Source organism: Brevundimonas sp. GW821-FHT09G01, from assembly GCF_059416065.1.
The window spans coordinates 47461-65770 of the sequence record NZ_JBWKOL010000005.1; the positions used below are offsets into that span (position 1 = coordinate 47461).

An 18310-nucleotide genomic window follows, 5' to 3' on the forward strand; every position below is an offset into this window, starting at 1 on the left:
CAACGTGACCTCGGCGGTCCGGGACATTCTCGAGGTCGCCCGTTTCTCCACCCTTCCGGAGGCGGAACTGGCGGTCACCATGCTCCGGCGGCACGGGATAGAGGCCTGGCTGCCTGACCGTGACATGGCGACCATGAACCCGGACATGCTGATCGGCCTGGGCGGCGTCCGGGTGGCGACGGAATCCGCTCGGATCGTCGAAGCGCGGCAGGTGATCGCCCGAATGCGCGCCGGCGAATTCGCGGACGAGGCGGAAACGACCGGCGAATGGATGCTGGACCATACGCCTGGCAAGGTCGGGGAACTGGACGAGCATGAAGTCCAGGGTGTGATGCGCCACGCCAAGAAGGCGGGGGTCGTCGTGGTCGTCCTGTTCTTCGTGGTCTTTCCGCTGGCCGGCTGCATCCTCACGATGATGGGCGGAGACCCGGGGGGCTACTGACGCTCCACGCGAAGGACATATGCGATGGCCAAGGCCTACTGGATCAACACCTTCCGCTCGATCAGCGACCCCGCGCGGCTTGAGGCCTACATCAAGCTGGCGGGGCCGGCGATGCGGCAGGGCGGCGGGCGGTTCCTGGCGCGCGGAACCCCGGCCGCGGCGTTTGAATCAGGCGTGGTCGAGCGCACCACGCTGATCGAGTTCGAAAGCGTCGAACAGGCGATCGCGACCCATGATAGCCCGGCCTATCAGGAGGCGCTGCGCGTTCTGGGGGACGCGGCGATCCGCGACCTGCGGATCATCGAGGCGATCCCGGAGGACTGAACCGGCTCACCCCCGGCGGGCGATCAGGTCTCCCGCGAGCCTCGCGTCCCCAGCACCGCGTCCGTATCGGCCCCCAGCGCCGGCGGCGGCAGGTCGTAGCGGACGGGCGTCCTGGACATGCGGATCGGCGAGGCGACGGTGCGGACCGGACCGGCCAGATCGGCGCGGGTCTGCTCGACCGCTAGCCCGCGATGCCTGGCCTGGGGCTCGTCGAAGACCTGATCGATGGTGTTGACCGGGCCGCAGGGCACGCCCGCCGCTTCCAGCATGGCCATCAGGGCCTTCATGCTGTGCGGCGCGGTCAGGGCGGCAAGCTCGGCGGTCAGGTCCGTGCGGTGCTCGATGCGGGCGGCATTGGTCGCGAAGCGCGCCTGCGTCCCCATGCCCTCGACGCCCAGCGCCAGGCATAGGGCGCGGAACTGGCCGTCATTGCCGACCGCGATGACCACCATGCCGTCCGCGCAGGGGAAGGGCTGGTAGGGGGCCAGGTTGGGGTGGGCGTTGCCCATCCGCGTCGGCGCCCTGCCGGAGACGAAGTAGTTGGCCGCCTGATTGGCCAGCATGGCCGCCTGGACGTCGAACAGGGCGATGTCGACGTGCTGGCCCTCGCCGCTGGCCCGGGCGTGCATCAGGGCGGCCAGGATGGCGTTGGAGGCGTACAGGCCCGTGAACAGGTCCACGACCGCCACCCCGACCTTCATCGGCTCGGCGCCGGGCGCGCCGTCCGGCTGGCCGGTGATCGACATCAGCCCGCCCATGGCCTGGATCATATAGTCGTAGCCGGCCCGGTGGGCGTCCGGCCCGTCCTGACCGAAGCCGGTGATGGAGCAGTAGACCAGCTTCGGATTGACCGCCGACAGGCCGGCGTAGTCGAGGCCGTATTTGCGCAGGCCGCCGGTCTTGAAATTCTCGACCACCACGTCGCAGGTCTTGGCCAGGTCGCGCACGGCGGCGGCGCCCTCGGGGCTGGCGATGTCCAGCTCGACCGACTTCTTGCCCCGGTTGGCGCACAGGAAATAGGCGGCGTCGCCCCTGGATCCGTCGGTTCTGGTGGTGAAGGGCGGGCCCCACTGGCGGGTGTCGTCGCCGACGCCGGGCCGCTCGATCTTGATCACCTCGGCCCCGAGGTCCGCCAGGGTCTGGGTCGCCCATGGACCGGCCAGCACGCGGCTGAGATCGAGAACGCGAACGCCTGAGAGGGGGCCTTGGGTCATGGCCCCTGCTTAGCCGTTGGCCGGCGAGCCTACAAACCCACGTCCCAGACGCCGGCATCCTTCATGCGGCATTCGCGGGCCTCTTCGGCGCGGCCGCCCATGTCGCGGGCCATGCATTTGATCTCGTCCGAGACGGTCGTCTTGTGAATCCCGGGCACCATCGCGTGCACGAAGGCGGTCGCCGACAGCCGCGCCAGCTTGAAGCCGAAGCTCGCCGAGTGCGCCATATGCTCAAAATAGCCCTCGCCCACCTCTCTCGGGTGATCGGCGAACAGTTGTTTCAGCGTTCGGGTCATGTCCCTGCATAGCCTGCGACGGGCGCTCCCTCTACCCGTCGCCGCCATTCTGGCCTAAACCGCAGCCCAGAACAGGGGGCTGATCGTCACGGATCCTCACGATCACCTGAACCCCGCACCGCTACTGGGAAGATTAGAATGGCCGACGGCGTCAGCGCTCATCAAAAGACCTTCCGCTGGGACGATCCGCTGGATCTGGACGGGCGGCTGACCGACGACGAGCGGATGATCCAGGAGGCGGCCCGGGCCTACGCCCGCGAGAAGCTGCTGCCGCGCGTGGTCGCCGCCTTCCGGGACGAGACCTTCGACCGCTCGATCATGACCGAGATGGGCGAGATGGGCTTCCTGGGGGCCACCCTGCCGGAACAGTACGGCGGCGCGGGCGCCAGCCATGTGGCCTACGGCCTGATCGCGCGCGAGATCGAGGCGGTCGATTCGGGCTACCGCTCGGCCATGTCGGTGCAGTCGTCGCTGGCCATGTACCCGATCTACGCCTTCGGCTCGGAAGAGCAGAAACTTCGTTTCCTCCCGAGGATGGCGGCCGGCGAGCTGATCGGCTGCTTCGGCCTGACCGAGGCCGACGGCGGGTCGGACCCGGCCTCGATGAAGACCAAGGCGGTCAAGGTCGACGGCGGCTACCGCCTGAACGGCGCCAAATACTGGATCACCAACAGCCCTATCAGCGACCTGGCCATTGTCTGGGCCAAGCTGGACGACGTCATCCGCGGCTTCATCGTCGAGCGCGGCTTCGACGGTTTCACCGCCGACAAGATCGGCGACAAGCTGTCCCTGCGCGCCTCGGTCACCGGCGACATCGGCCTGAACGACGTCTTCGTGCCCGAAGAGAACCTGCTGCCGGGTGTGAAGGGCCTGCGCGGCCCGTTCTCCTGCCTGAACAAGGCGCGCTACGGCATCTCCTGGGGCGCGATGGGCGCGGCCGAGGCCTGCTTCCACCTGACCCGCGGCTATGTCGCCGAGCGCATGCTGTTCGGCCGCCCGCTGGCCGCCCGCCAGCTGGTGCAGAAGAAGCTGGCCGACATGCAGACCGAGATCTTCCTCGGCTTCGAGGGCGCGCTGGCCCTGGGCCGCCGCCTGGACGCCGGCGACTGGGTCCCGGAAGCCATCTCGATGATGAAGCGCAACAACTGCGGCAAGGCCCTGGCCATCGCCCGCGAGGCCCGCGACATGCACGGCGGCGCCGGGATCACGGGCGAGATGCACGTCATGCGCCACGCCATGAACCTGGAGACGGTCAACACCTACGAGGGCGCCCACGACGTCCACGCGCTGATCCTGGGCCGGGCCATCACGGGCGAGAGCGCTTTTTAGGGCGCTATCGCTCGCGACGCGCTCGCTCGCTGCTTGAGCGCGAGGGTGACCTTTGGTCGGGCCTACAGCGCCTCGCAGCCCGTGGTGCGCTGGCTCCAGGTCAGGTTGACGATGGTCCACGCGTCGTTGCGGCGGATCAGGTCGAAATGGTTGACGCCGCAGTGGCTGGTCTGGCCGTCGATCTTGAAGACATAGCGGCCCCAGACCGTGGCGATATTGCCGTCGATGGCCACGGTCGGGTTGGGCATCTGCTCCTCGAACCGCTCCGGCCCGGCGGTCAGGCCGCTGGCGAACTCCGCCCAGGTCGGCGTACCGACGCGGCGTGCGCCGTCGACGCGATCCACCACGACGGTGATCCGGCCGTTCTGATCGACGTGAGGCAGGATCGCCTGGCCGTCGCGGGCGGCGAGCGCCGCGAAGACGGCGTTCACGGGCGCCATCACCGCGGCGCCTTCGGGCGAGGCGGGATCGACGGCGCCCGCCGGGGCGGCCTGAAGCGAAAGCGCGAGAGCGGTGGCGACGAGCATGGGATCCCTCCGAACAGGGCGGAACGGTAGCATGCGCCGCCGGACCGGCAATCGCCGTTCGATCAGGAAGAATCAGCCCCGCGTCCGCCCGCGCGCGTGCACGGTGGCGGTCGGGACCGGCGAGCTTTGTCATTCGGCTTCAACGTCCTATCGTTCGGCGACGGGAGGCGGCTGATGGACGGAGAACCAGTGATCGCGGGCGAGGACCCTTTCGCCCGGCTGCGCGAGGTCTTCGCGGGCCGCGCCGCCCTGTTGCTCGAGGATGATCCAGACCTGTCCGAACACGTCGCCGAACGGCTGCTGCGCGCCGGCTTCGAGCGGGTGGACCGGGTCGACCGGGGCGAGACCGCGCTCGAGGCGGCGGCGGCCCGGCCCTATGACGTGCTGATCCTCGACCGCCTGACTGCCGGGATGGACGGCCTGGAGACGCTGAAGCGCCTGCGCGCCTCCAACGGGCCGTCGTCCGATGCGCCCGCCCTGATGCTGACGGCCCTGGGCGGCGAGCGGCAGAAGGTCGAGGGCCTGCTGGAGGGCGCCGACGACTATGTGGCCAAGCCGGTGGGGGACGAGGAACTGCTGGCGCGCATCGCCGCCCAGCTGCGCCGCGCCGCCCGCCGGGCGAAACCCGTGAACGCCGATCTGGCCAACGGACCCATCCGCCTGTCGTTCGGTGCGCGCACGGTGAAGCTGGAGCTGGAGGCGACGTCGCGCACCATCGACCTGTCGCCGCTCGAATTCGCCATCGTCTGCGAGCTGATGACCGCGCGCGGCCAGCCGGTGACCAAGACCATGCTGTGGGACCGGTGCTGGGTGGAGTGGAATTTCCTGCCCGACAATTTCGTCAACATCATCGACGCCCGCATCAGCGCCCTGCGCCGACGGCTGAAGGAACAGGCGTCCGAACTGGGCGACGACCTCCATCCGCTGATCGTCTCGGCGCGCAGCCAGAGCCTGGTGTTCCGCGACCTGTCCGACTGGACGGGCTGAGATCGCCGTGACCGGCCCGTTCCGCCGCATCAGGGCCTGGCTGGGGCGGCGCACGACCACCCAGCTGGCGGCGGGCATCGCCGTCCTGTCCGCCCTGGCGCTGACCGGGTCGCTGGCGGTGACCAGCGCCGCGGTGCGCATGGATCAGCGCCAGAAGGCCGCCCTGGCCGCGCTCGACGACTACGGCGCCATGGCCTCCAAGCTGGGCGTGGAAGGCATGACCGGGGATACGCTGAGCCCGGCCGACGCGGTCTATCTCTCCAACTGGCTGACCGCCTTCCAGAACGGCCCGGCCCGCGAACGCGAGGCGCGGACGCTGGAGGAGACCTGCCGCACCGGCCGGGGCGGCGCGGGGGTGCGCTTCATCCGTGCGCCGGTCGGCAAGCCGGCGGGCCTGTCGGAGCTTGAAAGCCTGCGCGGCGAGCGGTCGCCCCGGCTGGGCGCCGACGTCTATGTGATGCGGCTGGGGCGCGGCGTCCTGTGCCCGGCGCGCGCCGTCGAGGTGGTGGTGGTCAAGCGTTCGGTCGGGGCGCTGGACATCGCCGTGGGCCGCGTCGTGGACGCCTCGGGCGACGCCTGGGGCTGGGCGGTGGCGGCGGTGATCGGGGCGGGGGGACTGCTGCTCGCCATCGGCCTGAGCGCCGCCACCTTCGCTCGCCGCCGCCTGACCAGCGCCGTGGCCCGGGTCAGCAAGGCGCTGGACCGCGCGGCGGTCGGCGACTTCTCCGAACGCGCGCCCGAGACCGAGGTCGCGCCGGAGCTGACCGAGCTGTCGGGCCATGTGAACAGCACCCTGGACCGGCTTGAGGAGCTGTTGGCCTGGCTGCGCGATTCCGCCGACCAGCTGGCGCATGATTTCCGCACGCCCCTGGCGCGCGCCTCGGCCCGGCTGGAGCGGTTGGCCGAGACGGCGGAGACGCCCGAGGCCCGCCGCCTGGTCAATGAGGCGCGCGCCGACCTGAACGAACTGACACGGGCGATGAACGAGGCCATGGCGCTGCGCGACGGCGAGGCCTGGTCGTTCGAGCCCGTGCGCCTGGACACCCTGGCCCGTCAGGCGGCCGAGCTCTACGAACCGCTGGCCGAGCTGCGCGGCGTGTCGATCCGGATCGAGGTCGAGCCGGTCGAGGTGCTGGGCGTGCGCAGTCTGCTGCAGCGGGCCGTGGCCAATCTGGTGGACAATGCGGTCAAGTATTCGCCGGACGACGGCGTCGTCACCCTGGCCGTCTCGGCGAGTGAGGGGCGGCCCCGCTTCTCGGTCGCCGACCAGGGCCCGGGCTTCCGGGGCGGCGGCGCGGGTGACGCCGCCAGCGTCGCCGCCGCCTCGGCCGAGGGCCGCGAGAGCCATGGCATGGGACTGGCCTTCGTGCGGGCCATCCTGAAACGGCACGGCGCATCCATGACGATTGATGACGCCGCGCCGGGAGCTGTCGTCACGGCGCATTTCTCGCGCTAGGGTCACGGTCCAGAACAAGGGATACGGCATGCGGCGCATCATTTCTCGGACCGGCGGAGTCTCCGTGCTGGCCCTCGCGCTCGCCGCACCCCTGCTGATCGCCGCGCCCGCTTGGGCCCAGACGGCCCAGCCGCAGTCGCTGCCCTATGACGCCGAGCGCGGCGTCTTCACCTTCGCCACCGACCTGGAACGCGCCCTGCCCGCCGTGGTGCAGGTGACCACCCTGGGCCAGTCCGAAGGTCCCAGCTCCGGCGACAACGAACCCCGCCCGATGGCCAGCGGCTCGGGCGCCGTGCTCGACGCGGCCGAGGGCATCGTCGTCACCAACAATCACGTGGTCGAGGGCGGACGGAAGTTCACCGTCGATCTGACCGACGGCCGGATCTTCGACGCCGTCCTGATCGGGGCGGACAAGGCCACCGACATCGCGGTGCTGAAGATCATCGCCCCGGGCCTGTCGCAGATCGAGGTGGCCAGTTCCGACACTCTGCGCACCGGCGACCTTGCCTTCGCCGTCGGCTACCCGCTGGGGCTCGACCAGACGCTGACCATGGGCGTCATCTCGGGCCTGGGCCGTTCGGGCATGGGCGACCGGATCGAGGACTACATCCAGACCGACGCGGCCGTGAACTCGGGCAACTCCGGCGGACCGCTGCTGGACAGCCGGGGACGGCTGATCGGCATCAACACCTCCATCCTGTCGGGCGGCGGCGGCGGCAATGACGGCATCGCCTTCGCCGTGCCCAGCCGGATCATGATGTATGTCGTGGAGCAGCTGCGCACGACGGGCGAGGTCAAGCGCGGCACGACCGGCGCCATCCTCGGCTCGCTGAACGCCGCCCGTTCGCGGGACTTCGGCCTGGGCATCGTGCGCGGGGCCGTGGTCGAGGACGTGACCCCGGGCTCGTCGGCCGAGAGCGCGGGCCTGCGCCGCGGCGACGTCATCACCCGTATCCAGAACCGCCCGGTTTCCAACGCCGGCACCGTCCAGGCCACCATCGGCATCGCCGAACCGGGGACCCAGGTCGAGGTCGTCTATCTGCGCGCCGGCCACGAGGGCCGCGCCACCCTGACGGTCACGCCGCGGGTCGAGCGTCAGGTCATCATCGGCGCCGAGGTGGTGCTGGCGCGCGGCGCCAGCGTGCGCGACGGCTCCACCGGCCTGCAGGTCTTCGCGGTGGAGGGCGGTTCGCCCGCCGCCGCCGCCGGCCTTCAGGCAGGCGACATCATCCAGTCGGTCAACGGACGGTCGGTGTCGGATCTGTCGGGTCTGGCGCGGGCGCTGGACGGAACCGGCGAGCGCCGTCTCTCGGTTCAGCGTGGCGGCGAGACGGAACGGGTCACCCTGCCCTGAGGCCTGCCTACGCCTGAACCCTGCTCCGGACAACAAAACGCCCGCTCGGCCGGAGGGGGGAGGTGGCGGAGCGGGCGTCTCGCTTTGGAGGAAGCATCGGCCCGCCGAAGCCCTTGAATGGAACAATTCCAGGGGGCTGGGGGGGCTGTTCAGGATCCGGAACCGCTCCGAACTCCGACGAGCCGATGGGTCCGGTGTCGCCTCCCAAGGGGGCGGGCGATGGGCGGAACGGAGGCGTTTTCGTGTTCGGGGCGATTTCCTCGCATTGCGGCGTTCCGGACACGGCGTTCGGCCGCGAGCAGGGACTGGCGCCCGGCGACCGCCCGCCTAGATTAAGGGGATGAGCGACGCCGCCGACGCCCAGCAGGCCGGACCGATCTTCTTCGACCGGCGCGAGCTGGACCAGATCCTGAGAGTCTACGGTCGTATGGTCGCCGCCGGCGAATGGCGGGACTACGCCATGGTCGGGCACAGGGAGGTGGCCGAGTTCGCCGTCTTCCGCCGCTCGGGCGACGCCCCCGCCTATCGCATAGAGAAGCGGCCGGCGCTGCGGCTGAAGCAGGGGCAGTGGGCGGTGATCGGGGAGGGCGGGATGGTCCTGCGCCGGGGCCGGGAACTGCCCCAGGTGCTGCGGGTCTTCGACAGCCGCAGGTTCACCGTCGTGGAATAGAAAAGGGCCCCGGCGTCGCCGCCGGGGCCCTCATTCTTTTGTGCCTAACGCTCCCCGCGCGGCGGGTCGCTGCTTGAGGCCATCCTGTTGGCCTATCGCTCACCACGCGGTGGTTCGCTGCATGAGGCCGGTCTGTCAGTTCGCCGCGGCGATCGCGCTCAAGCAGTGAGCCGCCGCGGCGAACGTTAGCGCCCTTAAGAGATCAGCGACGACCGCCGAACAGGGCCAGCAGGAATTGGAACATGTTGATGAAGTTGATGTACAGGCTCAGCGCGCCGAAGCTGGTGGCCACGCCCATCGCGTTCTGGTTCCCGCCCAGCGCATAGTAGGTCATCTTCAGGCGCTGGGTGTCGTAGGCCGTCAGGCCCGCGAAGATCAGGACGCCGGCGATGCTGATGATCATCTGCATCATCCCGCTTTGCAGGAAAATGTTCACCACCGAGGCGATGATCAGGCCGATGACGCCCATGATCAGGAAGCTGCCGATGCCGGTCAGGTCCTTCTTGGTCGTGTAGCCGAACAGGCTCAGCGCGCCGAAGGCGGCGGCCGTGATCAGGAAGGTCTGCACCACCGAGGCGCCGGTGTAGAGCAGGACCACGGTGCCCATCGAGGCGCCGATCAGGGCCACGATCAGCCAGTACAGCGCGCTGGCGCCGCCCGAGGTCGGGTTCTTCATCACGAAGTTCGAGCCCAGCAGGATGACCAGCGGCGAGAAGGCCACGATCATGCCCAGCAGGGTGTAGCCGGTGATCCGGGTCACGCCGTCGGGGAAGACCGCCGTGGCGAACAGCAGGTCGCGCACCGCAGGCACCGAGCCGGTGATGTAGGCCAGCACGGCCGAGACCAGCAGGCCGATGGCGACCTTGTTGTAGACGCCCAGCATGAAGCTGCGCAGGCCCGCGTCCACCGACATGTCGGCGGTCTGCGGGATGGAATATCCGTTTCTGAAATCGCTCATCGCGGTTTCGATCCTCCTCAGAGCCGGGCGATCCCGGCCTTTGCAGCAAATATCGGTCGCGACCGACCCTTCCGCAAGGAAAACCGGACTTGGGATCAGAGTTCGGACCCGCTACCAACGGTCGCATGATCCGGCTGTTCACCGCCCTGTCCGTCCCCTGGGACGTGGCCGAGACGCTGAAGCGTCGCCAAAGCGGCCTGCCCGGCGCCAAATGGCGCACCGACGAACAGCTGCATGTGACCCTGGCCTTCTACGGCGAGGTCGATGAGCGTCGGGCCGACGATCTGGCGGTCGAGCTGGAGCGCGCGGCGACCGGCGGGGCCTTCGAGATCGAGCTGAAGGGCGTCGGCGCCTTCGGCGATGCGCACCGCAGCCACACGATCTGGGCGGGCGTGGCCCCCAGCGAGCGCCTGGGCGTGCTGGCGGGCCGCTGCCGGTCGGCGGCCGAACGGGCGGGCGTCGCTCTGGAACGCCGCGAGTATCGGCCGCACCTGACGCTGGCCTATCTGAAGCCCCAGACCAATCCAGACCGGATCGGCGCCTGGATCACCGGCCACAACCTGCTGCATTCGCCGCCGATCCGGATCGACCGGTTCGGCCTCTATTCCAGCGTGCTGACCCCCGACGGCAGTCAGTACCAACTCGAACGGGAGTATCTGCTGTGACCGGACCGGTGCTTCAGACCGAACGCCTGACCCTGCGCCCCCTCGCCATGGAGGACTTCCCGCGCTGGGCCGAGATGATGGCTGATCCGGAGGCGTCGAAATTCCTCGGCGGCCCCCAGCCGGCCTCGACCGCCTGGCGCGGCTTCATGAGCATGGCCGGAGCGTGGAGCCTGACGGGCGTGTCGATGTTCTCGCTCATCGAGCGCGACAGCGGCCTGTGGCTGGGCCGGATCGGGCCGTGGCGGCCGCACGGCTGGCCGGGCAACGAGGTCGGCTGGGGCCTGCATCCGGACGCCCAGGGCAAGGGCTATGGCGTCGAGGCGGCGACGGCGACGCTGGACTACGCCTTCGACGTGCTGGGCTGGGAGGACGTCATCCACTGCATCGATCCGGACAACACGCCGTCGCAGCGCTTGGCCGAGCGGATCGGCTCGCGCAACCTGGGACCGACCCGGATGCCGCCGCCCTTCGCCGACCTGCCGGTCGACGCCTGGGGCCAGAGCAAAGCCGACTGGAAGGCGCGGCCCCGCCGTTGAAGCTGCGGTAAGGCGACGCTTTGACCGCCGTCCGGCTTCCGCTAGGCAGGACGGTAAGAAGAAAATGAGGGTGGAAATGCGCGTACTGGTTCTGGGCGGGGACGGCTTCTGTGGTTGGCCGACGGCCCTGCATCTGTCGGCCCGCGGCTGGGACGTGCTGGTCGTCGACAACCTCAGCCGCCGCAACATCGACAACGAGCTGGAGGTCCAGTCCCTGACCCCCATCCGGACCATGGGCGAACGTATCGCCGCGTGGAAGGAGGTCTCGGGCAGGGAGATCGAATTCGAGAACATGACGGTCGGCAAGGAGTTCGACCGGCTCGTCGCCGTGATCCGCGAGTGGAAGCCCGACAGCGTCGTACACTTCGCCGAACAGCGGGCCGCGCCCTATTCGATGAAGTCGGCCCGGCACAAGCTGTACACCGTCGACAACAACCTCAACGCCACCAACCACCTGCTGGCCGCCATCGTCGAGAGCGGCCGGGACGTGCACCTGGCACACTTGGGCACCATGGGGGTCTATGGCTATACGACCGCCGGCCTGCGCATCCCCGAGGGCTATCTGAAGGTCACGGTGGACACCGACTTCGGCCCGGCCGAGCAGGAGATCCTGTTCCCGCCGAACCCCGGCTCGATCTACCACATGACCAAGACGCAGGACGCCCTGCTGTTCCAGTTCTACGCCAAGAACGACGGCGTCCGGATCACCGACCTGCATCAGGGCATCGTCTGGGGGACCCAGACCGAGGAGACCCGCAAGGACGAGCGGCTGATCAACCGTTTCGACTACGACGGCGACTACGGCACGGTGCTGAACCGCTTCCTGATGCAGGCGGCGGTCGGCTATCCGCTGACGGTGCACGGCACCGGCGGCCAGACGCGAGCCTTCATCCATATCCAGGACACAGTACGCTGCGTCGAACTGGCCCTGAAGAATCCGCCCAAGACCGGGGACCGGGTCAAGATCCTCAACCAGATGACCGAGAGCCGCCGGGTGCGCGATCTGGCCACCATGATCGCCGGCATGACCGGAGCCGAGGTCCACAACGTCCCCAACCCGCGTCAGGAAGCCGACGAGAACGAGCTGGTCGTGGCCAACGACCAGTTCCGCGACCTGGGCCTGAAGCCGATCACCCTGCGGCAGGGCCTGCTGGACGAGGTCACCGACATCGCCCGCCGCTACGCCGACCGGGCCGATCTGACCAAGGTGCCCTGCGTGTCCAGCTGGAACACCCGGCGCGCCGAAGCGCTGAAGAGTGAAACCGCCACGGTTGCGACCGTCGGCGCCGAAACCCATGCTTGTTCCGCCTGAGGTCTGATGCCCGACGCCGCTTCGTCCGTTTCGCTGCTGGTCTTCGGCGGCGGCTGGCTGGGCCGCGCCGCGGCGCTTGAGGCCATTCGCGGGGGCGGGACGGCGGTCGCCACCTCGCGCGACGCCGACACCCGCGCTGCGCTTGAAGCGGAAGGCGTCGCCGCCGTCGATCCGACGGATGAGGCGGCCCTGTCCGCCGCCGTGGCGAAGGCCTCGGCCCTCCTCGTCACCGCTCCCCCGGACGCCCACGGCTGCCCCGGGCTGAAGGCCCTGATCCCGGCCATCACCGCCTCGGGCGCCTGGCCCGACTGGATCGGCTATGTCTCGTCCACCGCCGTGTTCGGCGACCGCGCGGGCGGCTGGGCCTTCGAAGACGACGAACTGAACGCGGCCAGCCTTGAAGGCGCGCGGCGCGTGCGGGCCGAGCGCGACTGGCTGGACGCCGGGCGCGGCATGGGCCTGACCGTCCAGCTGTTCCGCCTGCCCGCCCTCTATGGTCCGGGCCGCTCGCCGCTGGACAAGCTGCGCGACGGCACCGCCCGGATCGTCCGAAAGCCCGGGCAGGTGTTCAACCGCGTCCATGTCGAGGACGCGGTGGCCGGACTGTTCGCCTCCATCGCCCGGCCGCACCCGGGCGCCGCCTACACCCTGTGCGACGACGAGCCTTCGCCGGCCGACGTTGTCATCGCGGGCGCGGCGGCCCGGCTGGGTCTGCCCCTGCCGCCCGAGGTCGATCTGGACGATCCCTCGGTGTCGGACGCCATGCGGCGCTTCTACCTGGACTCCAAACGCCTCTCGAACGCGAAGGCCAAGGCGGAACTCGGCTGGCGGCCGCGATATCCGAGCTGGCGCGAGGGGCTGGAGGCGCTGATCGGCTGAGGGTTCAGCGCACGCGCTCGTGAAATTCGCCGTCGGCGAACAGCCTCTGCGGCAAGCCCCCTTCTCCCACGCCGATAAAGCTCGAACCGAAGATGATCTGGCGTCTATCGGGCCGGCAGCCCGGGCGCACGGGCGGCAGCACGCCGTAGTGGCCGTCGTAGGTCTTGCCGTCGCGGATCTGGATCAACCGGCCGGCGGCGTGTCGTACGCCGATCGGGTTTCGTTGCCACCACTCGAACCAGAAAAAGTCATACCGCGTGGGCCCGACCTGCATTGAGCAGAGCGGGCTGACGGTGACGTCGGGTTCGCCGTCCAGATAGCGGAAGCCCTGCGCGCGCAGCAGGCTGGTGATGTCCGACGGCGGGCCAGGGCGCTCGCAGCCCGCGAGTGCTAGGAAGGCAGCCGCAACGACGCCGCCCGCCCGAAGCATTCCGCGTCAGAACGGCAGGATGTTGCGCTGGCGGCTGTAGGCCATGGTGCCGACGTTGGCGCCCAGGCGCAGGCCGACGCCGGTGCGGATCGGGGCCAGGACGATGCCGTCGGCGCGCTGGTAGTTCACGCCCACGCCCCCGACCAGATAGGCCGAGCCTTCCACGCCGGGGTAGCGGCGATAGATCATGTCCGGGTGGTACAGGCCGTAGACCAGGGTGAAGACCCGGCTGCCGTTGCCGCCGACGTCCCAGCCGATCGAAATGCCCTGCCAGAACACCTCCTGCGAGGCCGACAGGTCCTTCATGTGCAGGGCGCCCCGGCCGTAGCGCAGGCCGACCCCGGCCGCGCCGGAGGCTTCCTCGCCCGCGATATAGGCGGTGGGGCGGTCGCCCTGGTCGGCGAAGATGCGCTCGATGGCGCCGCCGAGGGCCTCGGCCGCGATGCCCAGTTCGCGCGAGCCGGCCGCGATCAGTTCGTCGGAGGTGTAGGCCGGCGCCGTCTGGTCCGAACGGATCGGATAGTTGGGATCGGTCGGCCCGTTGCTGGCGCAGGCGCCGAGGGCGGAGGTCGCGCCGAGGGCGAGGCCGGACTGGATCAGGTGGCGGCGGTGCATGGTTCTGGCTCCGAAGACGAGGAGGGCCGCCCGACTCGCGCGGGCGCTCATGCCACCGTCGCCGGGCTTTGCGTCAGCCTTGCGGCGGCAAGGTTAACAGGAGATTGCGCTCCGTTCGGGCCCGCCGCCTCAACCGAGAAGCGCGTGACCCAGGAGCGCGCCGCCCGCGATGACCAGCGGCGCGGCCAGGCGGCTTCTCCAGCGCCAGATCACGATCAGGGCGAGCGCCAGGATGGCCAGGGCGGGCCAGATCGACGGGACCCGCCCGGCCGTCGTCCAGGCCAGTTGCAGGAGCGTCGCGGCGATGAGGCCGACCACGCCGGCGGCGATCCCGGTCAGGGTCCGATGAAGGCGCGGATCCGCCACGACGGCCTCCAGCCGCTCGTACAGGACCATGGAGAAGGCGAAGGCCGGCAGGAAGACGCCGACCGTGATCGCCGCCGCCCCCATCCAGCCGCCGGCCAGGTAGCCGACAAAGGTGCAGAAGATGACCAGCGGCGCCGGCAGCACGCCGGCGAAGGCCACGCCGTCCAGGAATCGGCCGTCCTCGACCCATCCGCGCCCGACGGTGTCCGCCCGCACGAAGGGAATGGCCGTATAGGCGCCGCCGAAGGTCAGCAGCCCCGCCTTCAGCCCTGACCAGAACAGAGCGACGGCGCCCGGTTCGGTCACGGCCTCGGTCATGGGCGCGAAGGTCGGGGCCTGGTCGAGGCCGGTCAGGCGAAGCGTCAGCGCGGCCGCCAGGCCCGCCGCCAGGGCGAGCCACGGCGCGGTTCGCCGTCCCGACGCCATGAGGCCGTAGACGGCGCCGGCCGTCGCCAGGATGACCCAGAAGCTGACGCCCGCCAGGGTGGCGACGAAGGCTCCCGCGGCCAGGCCGAAGAGCAGCCGGTTCTCCAAGGCGTGTCCGCCGATGTGGCGCACGGCCCGCGCGATCAGGGCCAGGACCACGATCTGCACGCCGAGAAGGGCGGCGTCGAAGGCGTCGGTTTCGGTGAGGAAGCGGTCGTAGGCCCAGGCGACGCCGAGCATCAGCAGCAGGCCCGGAAGCATGAAGCCGAGGCCGGCCAGCAATCCGCCGAAGCGGCCGCGCGCGGCGATGCCCAGATGGACGCACAGTTCGTGGGCCTCCGGTCCCGGCAGGACCTGCATCACCGCCAGAAGGCGATTGAAGCGGGCGCTGCTGATCCAGTGTTCGTCTTGGACCAGCGCCTTGCGGATCATGGCGATCTGGGCGACCGGCCCGCCGAAGGCGTTCAGGCCGAAGCGCAGAAAGCGCAGGAACAGGCGGCCATAGTCGAGGCGGGGCGGCGTGGGTTCGCAGGTGGGGTCCAAGGTCTTCGCTCCTGGCCGCGCGGCGAGGCGCGGCGAAAAGAACGGAGCTTGGGCGAGACGCCTGAGCGGGCGCCCGTGCCAGCCCGCGCCCCGATCCTAAGCCTGAAGGCCGGGGGAACGGAAGAGGCGAAACGCCGTGCCGGCGGTCAGCCCCGAAGCACGGCGCCCAGCTTGCCGGCCGCCGCCACGACCTTGGCCGACAGGGCCTCGATCTCGGCGTCGGTCAGGGTGGCCTCGACCGGCTGGATGACGACTTCCAGCGCCACCGACTTGAACCCGTCGTCCACGCCTTTGCCGCGATAGATGTCGAAGACCCGGACCTCGTCGATCAGGGCCTTGTCGGCGCCGGCCACGGCGCGGACCAGATCGCCGACCGCCTTGCCGTCCTCGACCACGAAGGCGAAGTCGCGGGTCAGGGGCATCAGATTGGCCAGGCTGGCCGGACCCCGCGTCTTGGACTTGGCGCCGCGCGGCTCGGGGACCGCGTCCAGCACGATCTCGAAGGCCAGCATCGGGGCGTCGGCGTCCAGCGCCTTCAGCACCCGGGGGTGCAGGGCGCCGAACTCGACCATCACATTCTTCGGACCCAGCTGCAGCCGCGCCGAACGGCCCGGGTGCCACCAGTCGCGGTTCTGGCCCTGAACCAGCTGCAGCGACGCCGTCGGCGCGCCCAGTTGGTCCAGCAGGGCGATCAGGTCCCCCTTCAGGGCGAACAGGGCGTCTTCCGCCCCACCGCCCCAGTGGCGTGCCGAGCGCGGCGCGATCAGGCCCGCGATGACGGTGCGCTGGCCGTTCGGCTGGTCGTCCAGATAGATCGGGCCGATCTCGAACAGGGCGGCGTCGGCGTGACCGCGCGCGGCGTTGCGGGCGGCGGCCTGGATCAGGTTCGGCAGCGCCGAGGGCCGCATGCAGTCCAGATCGGCGGCGATCGGGTTCTCGACCACCAGCTTTTCATCGCCGCCGCCGAACAGCGCCGCGATCGACTGCTTGGTGAAGGACCAGGTGATCGCTTCGGCGTAGCCCATGGCGGCCAGGGCCCGGCGAGCCAGGCGCACCCGCGCCTGACGCGGGTTCAGAACCCCCTTCGAGGGCGCGCCCTGGTCGGGCAGGGGCGTCGACGGCAGCTGGTCGAAGCCCTCGATGCGGGCGACCTCTTCCACCAGGTCGGCGGGACCGTCCACGTCGCGGCGCCACGAGGGCGGCGTCACCGCCCAGGGTGAACCGCGCGTCACGGCGAAGCCGAGGGCGGTCAGGATCTCGGCGATGCGATCTTCCGTCAGCGACAGGCCGGTCAGCGAACCGACACGGGCCGGATCGAAGGCGAAGGCGGTCGGGACGGCCGGCGCCTGACCGACGACCACGACCTCGGACGGCTCGCCGCCGCACAGGTCGAGGATCAGCTTCGTCGCCAGTTCGACGCCCGGCACGGCCGAGGCCGTATCGACGCCGCGCGCGAAGCGGTACTGGGCGTCCGAGGTCAGCGACAGGGTGCGGCCCGTCTGGGCGATCAGGATCGGGTCGAACCAGGCGGCTTCGACGAAGACATCGACGGTCTCGCCCGAGCAGCCCGTGCTCTCGCCGCCCATGACGCCGCCCAGGCCGATGGGGCGCTCGCCGGCGGCGTCGGAGATGACGCACATCGACGGATCGACGGTGTAGGTCTTGCCGTCCAGCGCGATCAGATGCTCGTGCTCGCCCGTATCCTTGGCCACCTGTCCCTGGCGGACGATGATCTCGGTCCCGCACAGCTTGGCGATGTCATAGACGTGCAGCGGGCGGGCGCGGTCGTAGGAGATCAGGTTGGTCACATCGACCAGCCGGTTGATCGAGCGCAGGCCGATGGCCTCCAGGCGGCGCTTCAGCCACTCGGGCGACGGGCCGTTCTTGACGCCGCGGATCGTGCGGCCGGCGAAGACCGGGCACATCTCGGGCGCGTCGAGGCGCACCGTGATCGGCGAGGCGAAGGTCCCGGCGACCGGTTCGATGGCGGGGGTCTTCAGCGTGCCCAGGCCGGCGGCGGCCAGGTCGCGGGCGATGCCGGCGACGCCCAGCCAGTCGGGGCGGTTCGGCGTCACTTCGAAATCGATGACCGGTTCGGCGCCGAACACGCCGGCGGCGGGCTCGCCCACCTTCAGGGCGTCGTCCAGCTCCAGGATGCCGTCGCTCTCATCGGCCAGCTCAAGCTCCGAGGCCGAGCACAGCATGCCGTTCGAGACCACGCCGCGCACCGGCTTCTCGACCAGGGTCACGCCCAGGCCGGGCACATAGGCGCCGATGGGTGCATAGATGGTGGTCAGACCCGCGCGCGCATTGGGCGCGCCGCAGACGATCTCCTTCATCCCGTCGACGGTCTCCACCTGACAGACTTGCAGGCGGTCGGCGTTGGGATGGCGTTCGGCCGAGACGATCTTCGCCACGGTGAAGGGGGCCAGCGCGGCGATGGGGTCGTGGACGTCCTCGACCTCAAGTCCGGCCATGGTCATGGCTTCGGCCACGGCGGCGACGTCCGCCTCCGTGTCCAGATGGTCCTTCAGCCAGGAGAGAGTGAATTTCACGAAGCGGTCCCGGGGAGCTGGCTCGTCAGGGTCGTCACGCCGGCTTGCAGCTGCTCGAGCAGGCCGTCCGAGCCGGTGAAGCCGACCTGGGCGAAGCGGCAGCGCACGAAGGTGCAGTTCGACATGCCGACGACGCCGGCCAGCTTCTGGCCCATCGGCCGGTACAGCAGGTTCCGCGTGTCGGTGGTCGTGCCCATGGCGCAGGAATCGAAGGTCGTGTTGTTCATCACGGCGACCACGGCCGGGCCTTCGATCAGGCAGTCGGTGAAGGTCTTGCCTTCGATGCTCATCTTGCCGGCGTTCCAGTGCTGAACCGCCATGGCGGGCAGCCAGACGGCTTCCTTCTCGAAGGCGTCGCGGCTGACCAGATCCTGGTTGGCCATGGCGTCGAGCGGCATAGGTGCGGGGGTGTCGGTCATGATCGTC

The 18310-nt window shown here is 70.0% G+C and carries 20 protein-coding genes; 11 read left to right on the top strand and 9 right to left on the bottom strand.

The window, feature by feature from the left end; genetic code table 11:
* Window positions 1–4 precede the first annotated feature (4 nt).
* Both AC07NB_RS10995 and AC07NB_RS11000 read left to right on the top strand, forming a co-directional pair.
* Entirely contained in the window at window positions 5–442 is a 438-nt protein-coding gene (locus tag AC07NB_RS10995; RefSeq protein WP_494571022.1) for a hypothetical protein, read from the top strand.
* A gap of 24 nt (window positions 443–466) precedes the next feature.
* On the top strand, window positions 467–766 hold the full coding sequence (locus tag AC07NB_RS11000; protein WP_492312141.1) for a DUF1330 domain-containing protein: 300 nt from the start codon (window positions 467–469) through the stop codon (window positions 764–766).
* Window positions 767–789: 23 nt separating this feature from the next.
* On the opposite strand, the gene AC07NB_RS11005 is transcribed toward AC07NB_RS11000, so the two are convergent.
* Both AC07NB_RS11005 and AC07NB_RS11010 read right to left on the bottom strand, forming a co-directional pair.
* Entirely contained in the window at window positions 790–1980 is a 1191-nt protein-coding gene (locus tag AC07NB_RS11005) for a CaiB/BaiF CoA transferase family protein (RefSeq protein ID WP_494571023.1), read from the bottom strand.
* Between the two features lie 29 nt (window positions 1981–2009).
* The gene (locus AC07NB_RS11010; RefSeq protein WP_494571024.1) at window positions 2010–2276 is read right to left on the bottom strand and encodes a DUF6356 family protein; all 267 of its coding nucleotides are present in this window, start codon (window positions 2274–2276) and stop codon (window positions 2010–2012) included.
* Between the two features lie 138 nt (window positions 2277–2414).
* Here AC07NB_RS11010 and AC07NB_RS11015 point away from each other — a divergent pair, with 138 nt between their 5' ends.
* On the top strand, window positions 2415–3605 hold the full coding sequence (locus AC07NB_RS11015) for an acyl-CoA dehydrogenase (RefSeq protein WP_494571025.1): 1191 nt from the start codon (window positions 2415–2417) through the stop codon (window positions 3603–3605).
* 62 nt (window positions 3606–3667) lie between these two features.
* Here the strand turns inward: AC07NB_RS11015 and AC07NB_RS11020 are convergent, their stop codons facing one another.
* Complete coding sequence (locus AC07NB_RS11020) at window positions 3668–4132, bottom strand: nuclear transport factor 2 family protein (protein ID WP_494571026.1); 465 nt, start codon at window positions 4130–4132, stop codon at window positions 3668–3670.
* 174 nt (window positions 4133–4306) lie between these two features.
* On the opposite strand from AC07NB_RS11020, the gene AC07NB_RS11025 reads away from it, so the two are divergent.
* From AC07NB_RS11025 to AC07NB_RS11040, 4 genes are all read left to right on the top strand, one after another.
* Window positions 4307–5119 (top strand): response regulator transcription factor, encoded by an 813-nt coding sequence (locus tag AC07NB_RS11025; protein ID WP_494571027.1) that lies wholly within the window; start codon window positions 4307–4309, stop codon window positions 5117–5119.
* 7 nt (window positions 5120–5126) lie between these two features.
* Window positions 5127–6575, top strand: coding sequence for a HAMP domain-containing sensor histidine kinase (locus AC07NB_RS11030; protein WP_492312145.1), 1449 nt, complete (start codon window positions 5127–5129; stop codon window positions 6573–6575).
* Between the two features lie 28 nt (window positions 6576–6603).
* On the top strand, window positions 6604–7929 hold the full coding sequence (locus tag AC07NB_RS11035; protein ID WP_492312146.1) for a trypsin-like peptidase domain-containing protein: 1326 nt from the start codon (window positions 6604–6606) through the stop codon (window positions 7927–7929).
* Between the two features lie 340 nt (window positions 7930–8269).
* Window positions 8270–8599, top strand: coding sequence for a DUF2794 domain-containing protein (locus tag AC07NB_RS11040; protein ID WP_291834571.1), 330 nt, complete (start codon window positions 8270–8272; stop codon window positions 8597–8599).
* Between the two features lie 202 nt (window positions 8600–8801).
* Here AC07NB_RS11040 and AC07NB_RS11045 read toward each other — a convergent pair whose 3' ends face one another.
* Complete coding sequence (locus AC07NB_RS11045; protein WP_291834568.1) at window positions 8802–9557, bottom strand: Bax inhibitor-1/YccA family protein; 756 nt, start codon at window positions 9555–9557, stop codon at window positions 8802–8804.
* 125 nt (window positions 9558–9682) lie between these two features.
* On the opposite strand from AC07NB_RS11045, the gene thpR reads away from it, so the two are divergent.
* From thpR to AC07NB_RS11065, 4 genes are all read left to right on the top strand, one after another.
* Complete coding sequence (gene thpR, locus AC07NB_RS11050) at window positions 9683–10222, top strand: RNA 2',3'-cyclic phosphodiesterase (protein WP_291834565.1); 540 nt, start codon at window positions 9683–9685, stop codon at window positions 10220–10222.
* A complete protein-coding gene (locus AC07NB_RS11055) occupies window positions 10219–10758 on the top strand; it encodes a GNAT family N-acetyltransferase (RefSeq protein ID WP_291834561.1) in 540 nt (179 codons plus the stop codon). The genes thpR and AC07NB_RS11055 overlap by 4 nt, the downstream gene beginning before the upstream one ends.
* Before the next feature lie 76 nt (window positions 10759–10834).
* Entirely contained in the window at window positions 10835–12070 is a 1236-nt protein-coding gene (locus tag AC07NB_RS11060; RefSeq protein WP_494571028.1) for an NAD-dependent epimerase/dehydratase family protein, read from the top strand.
* A 6-nt stretch (window positions 12071–12076) separates the two neighbouring features.
* On the top strand, window positions 12077–12949 hold the full coding sequence (locus tag AC07NB_RS11065; RefSeq protein ID WP_494571029.1) for a Rossmann-fold NAD(P)-binding domain-containing protein: 873 nt from the start codon (window positions 12077–12079) through the stop codon (window positions 12947–12949).
* 4 nt (window positions 12950–12953) lie between these two features.
* Here AC07NB_RS11065 and AC07NB_RS11070 read toward each other — a convergent pair whose 3' ends face one another.
* From AC07NB_RS11070 to AC07NB_RS11090, 5 genes are all read right to left on the bottom strand, one after another.
* The gene (locus AC07NB_RS11070; RefSeq protein WP_494571030.1) at window positions 12954–13379 is read right to left on the bottom strand and encodes a hypothetical protein; all 426 of its coding nucleotides are present in this window, start codon (window positions 13377–13379) and stop codon (window positions 12954–12956) included.
* A 6-nt stretch (window positions 13380–13385) separates the two neighbouring features.
* The gene (locus AC07NB_RS11075; RefSeq protein WP_291834552.1) at window positions 13386–13994 is read right to left on the bottom strand and encodes a DUF1134 domain-containing protein; all 609 of its coding nucleotides are present in this window, start codon (window positions 13992–13994) and stop codon (window positions 13386–13388) included.
* A gap of 129 nt (window positions 13995–14123) precedes the next feature.
* Window positions 14124–15329 carry a chromate efflux transporter gene (gene chrA, locus AC07NB_RS11080; protein ID WP_494571031.1) on the bottom strand — a complete coding sequence of 402 codons (1206 nt, stop codon included), beginning with the start codon at window positions 15327–15329 and terminating at the stop codon, window positions 14124–14126.
* 146 nt (window positions 15330–15475) lie between these two features.
* On the bottom strand, window positions 15476–17884 hold the full coding sequence (gene pheT, locus AC07NB_RS11085) for a phenylalanine--tRNA ligase subunit beta (protein ID WP_494571032.1): 2409 nt from the start codon (window positions 17882–17884) through the stop codon (window positions 15476–15478).
* Window positions 17881–18303, bottom strand: coding sequence for a hypothetical protein (locus AC07NB_RS11090; RefSeq protein ID WP_494571033.1), 423 nt, complete (start codon window positions 18301–18303; stop codon window positions 17881–17883). Before AC07NB_RS11090 ends, pheT begins: the two co-directional genes overlap by 4 nt.
* Window positions 18304–18310: the final 7 nt, after the last annotated feature.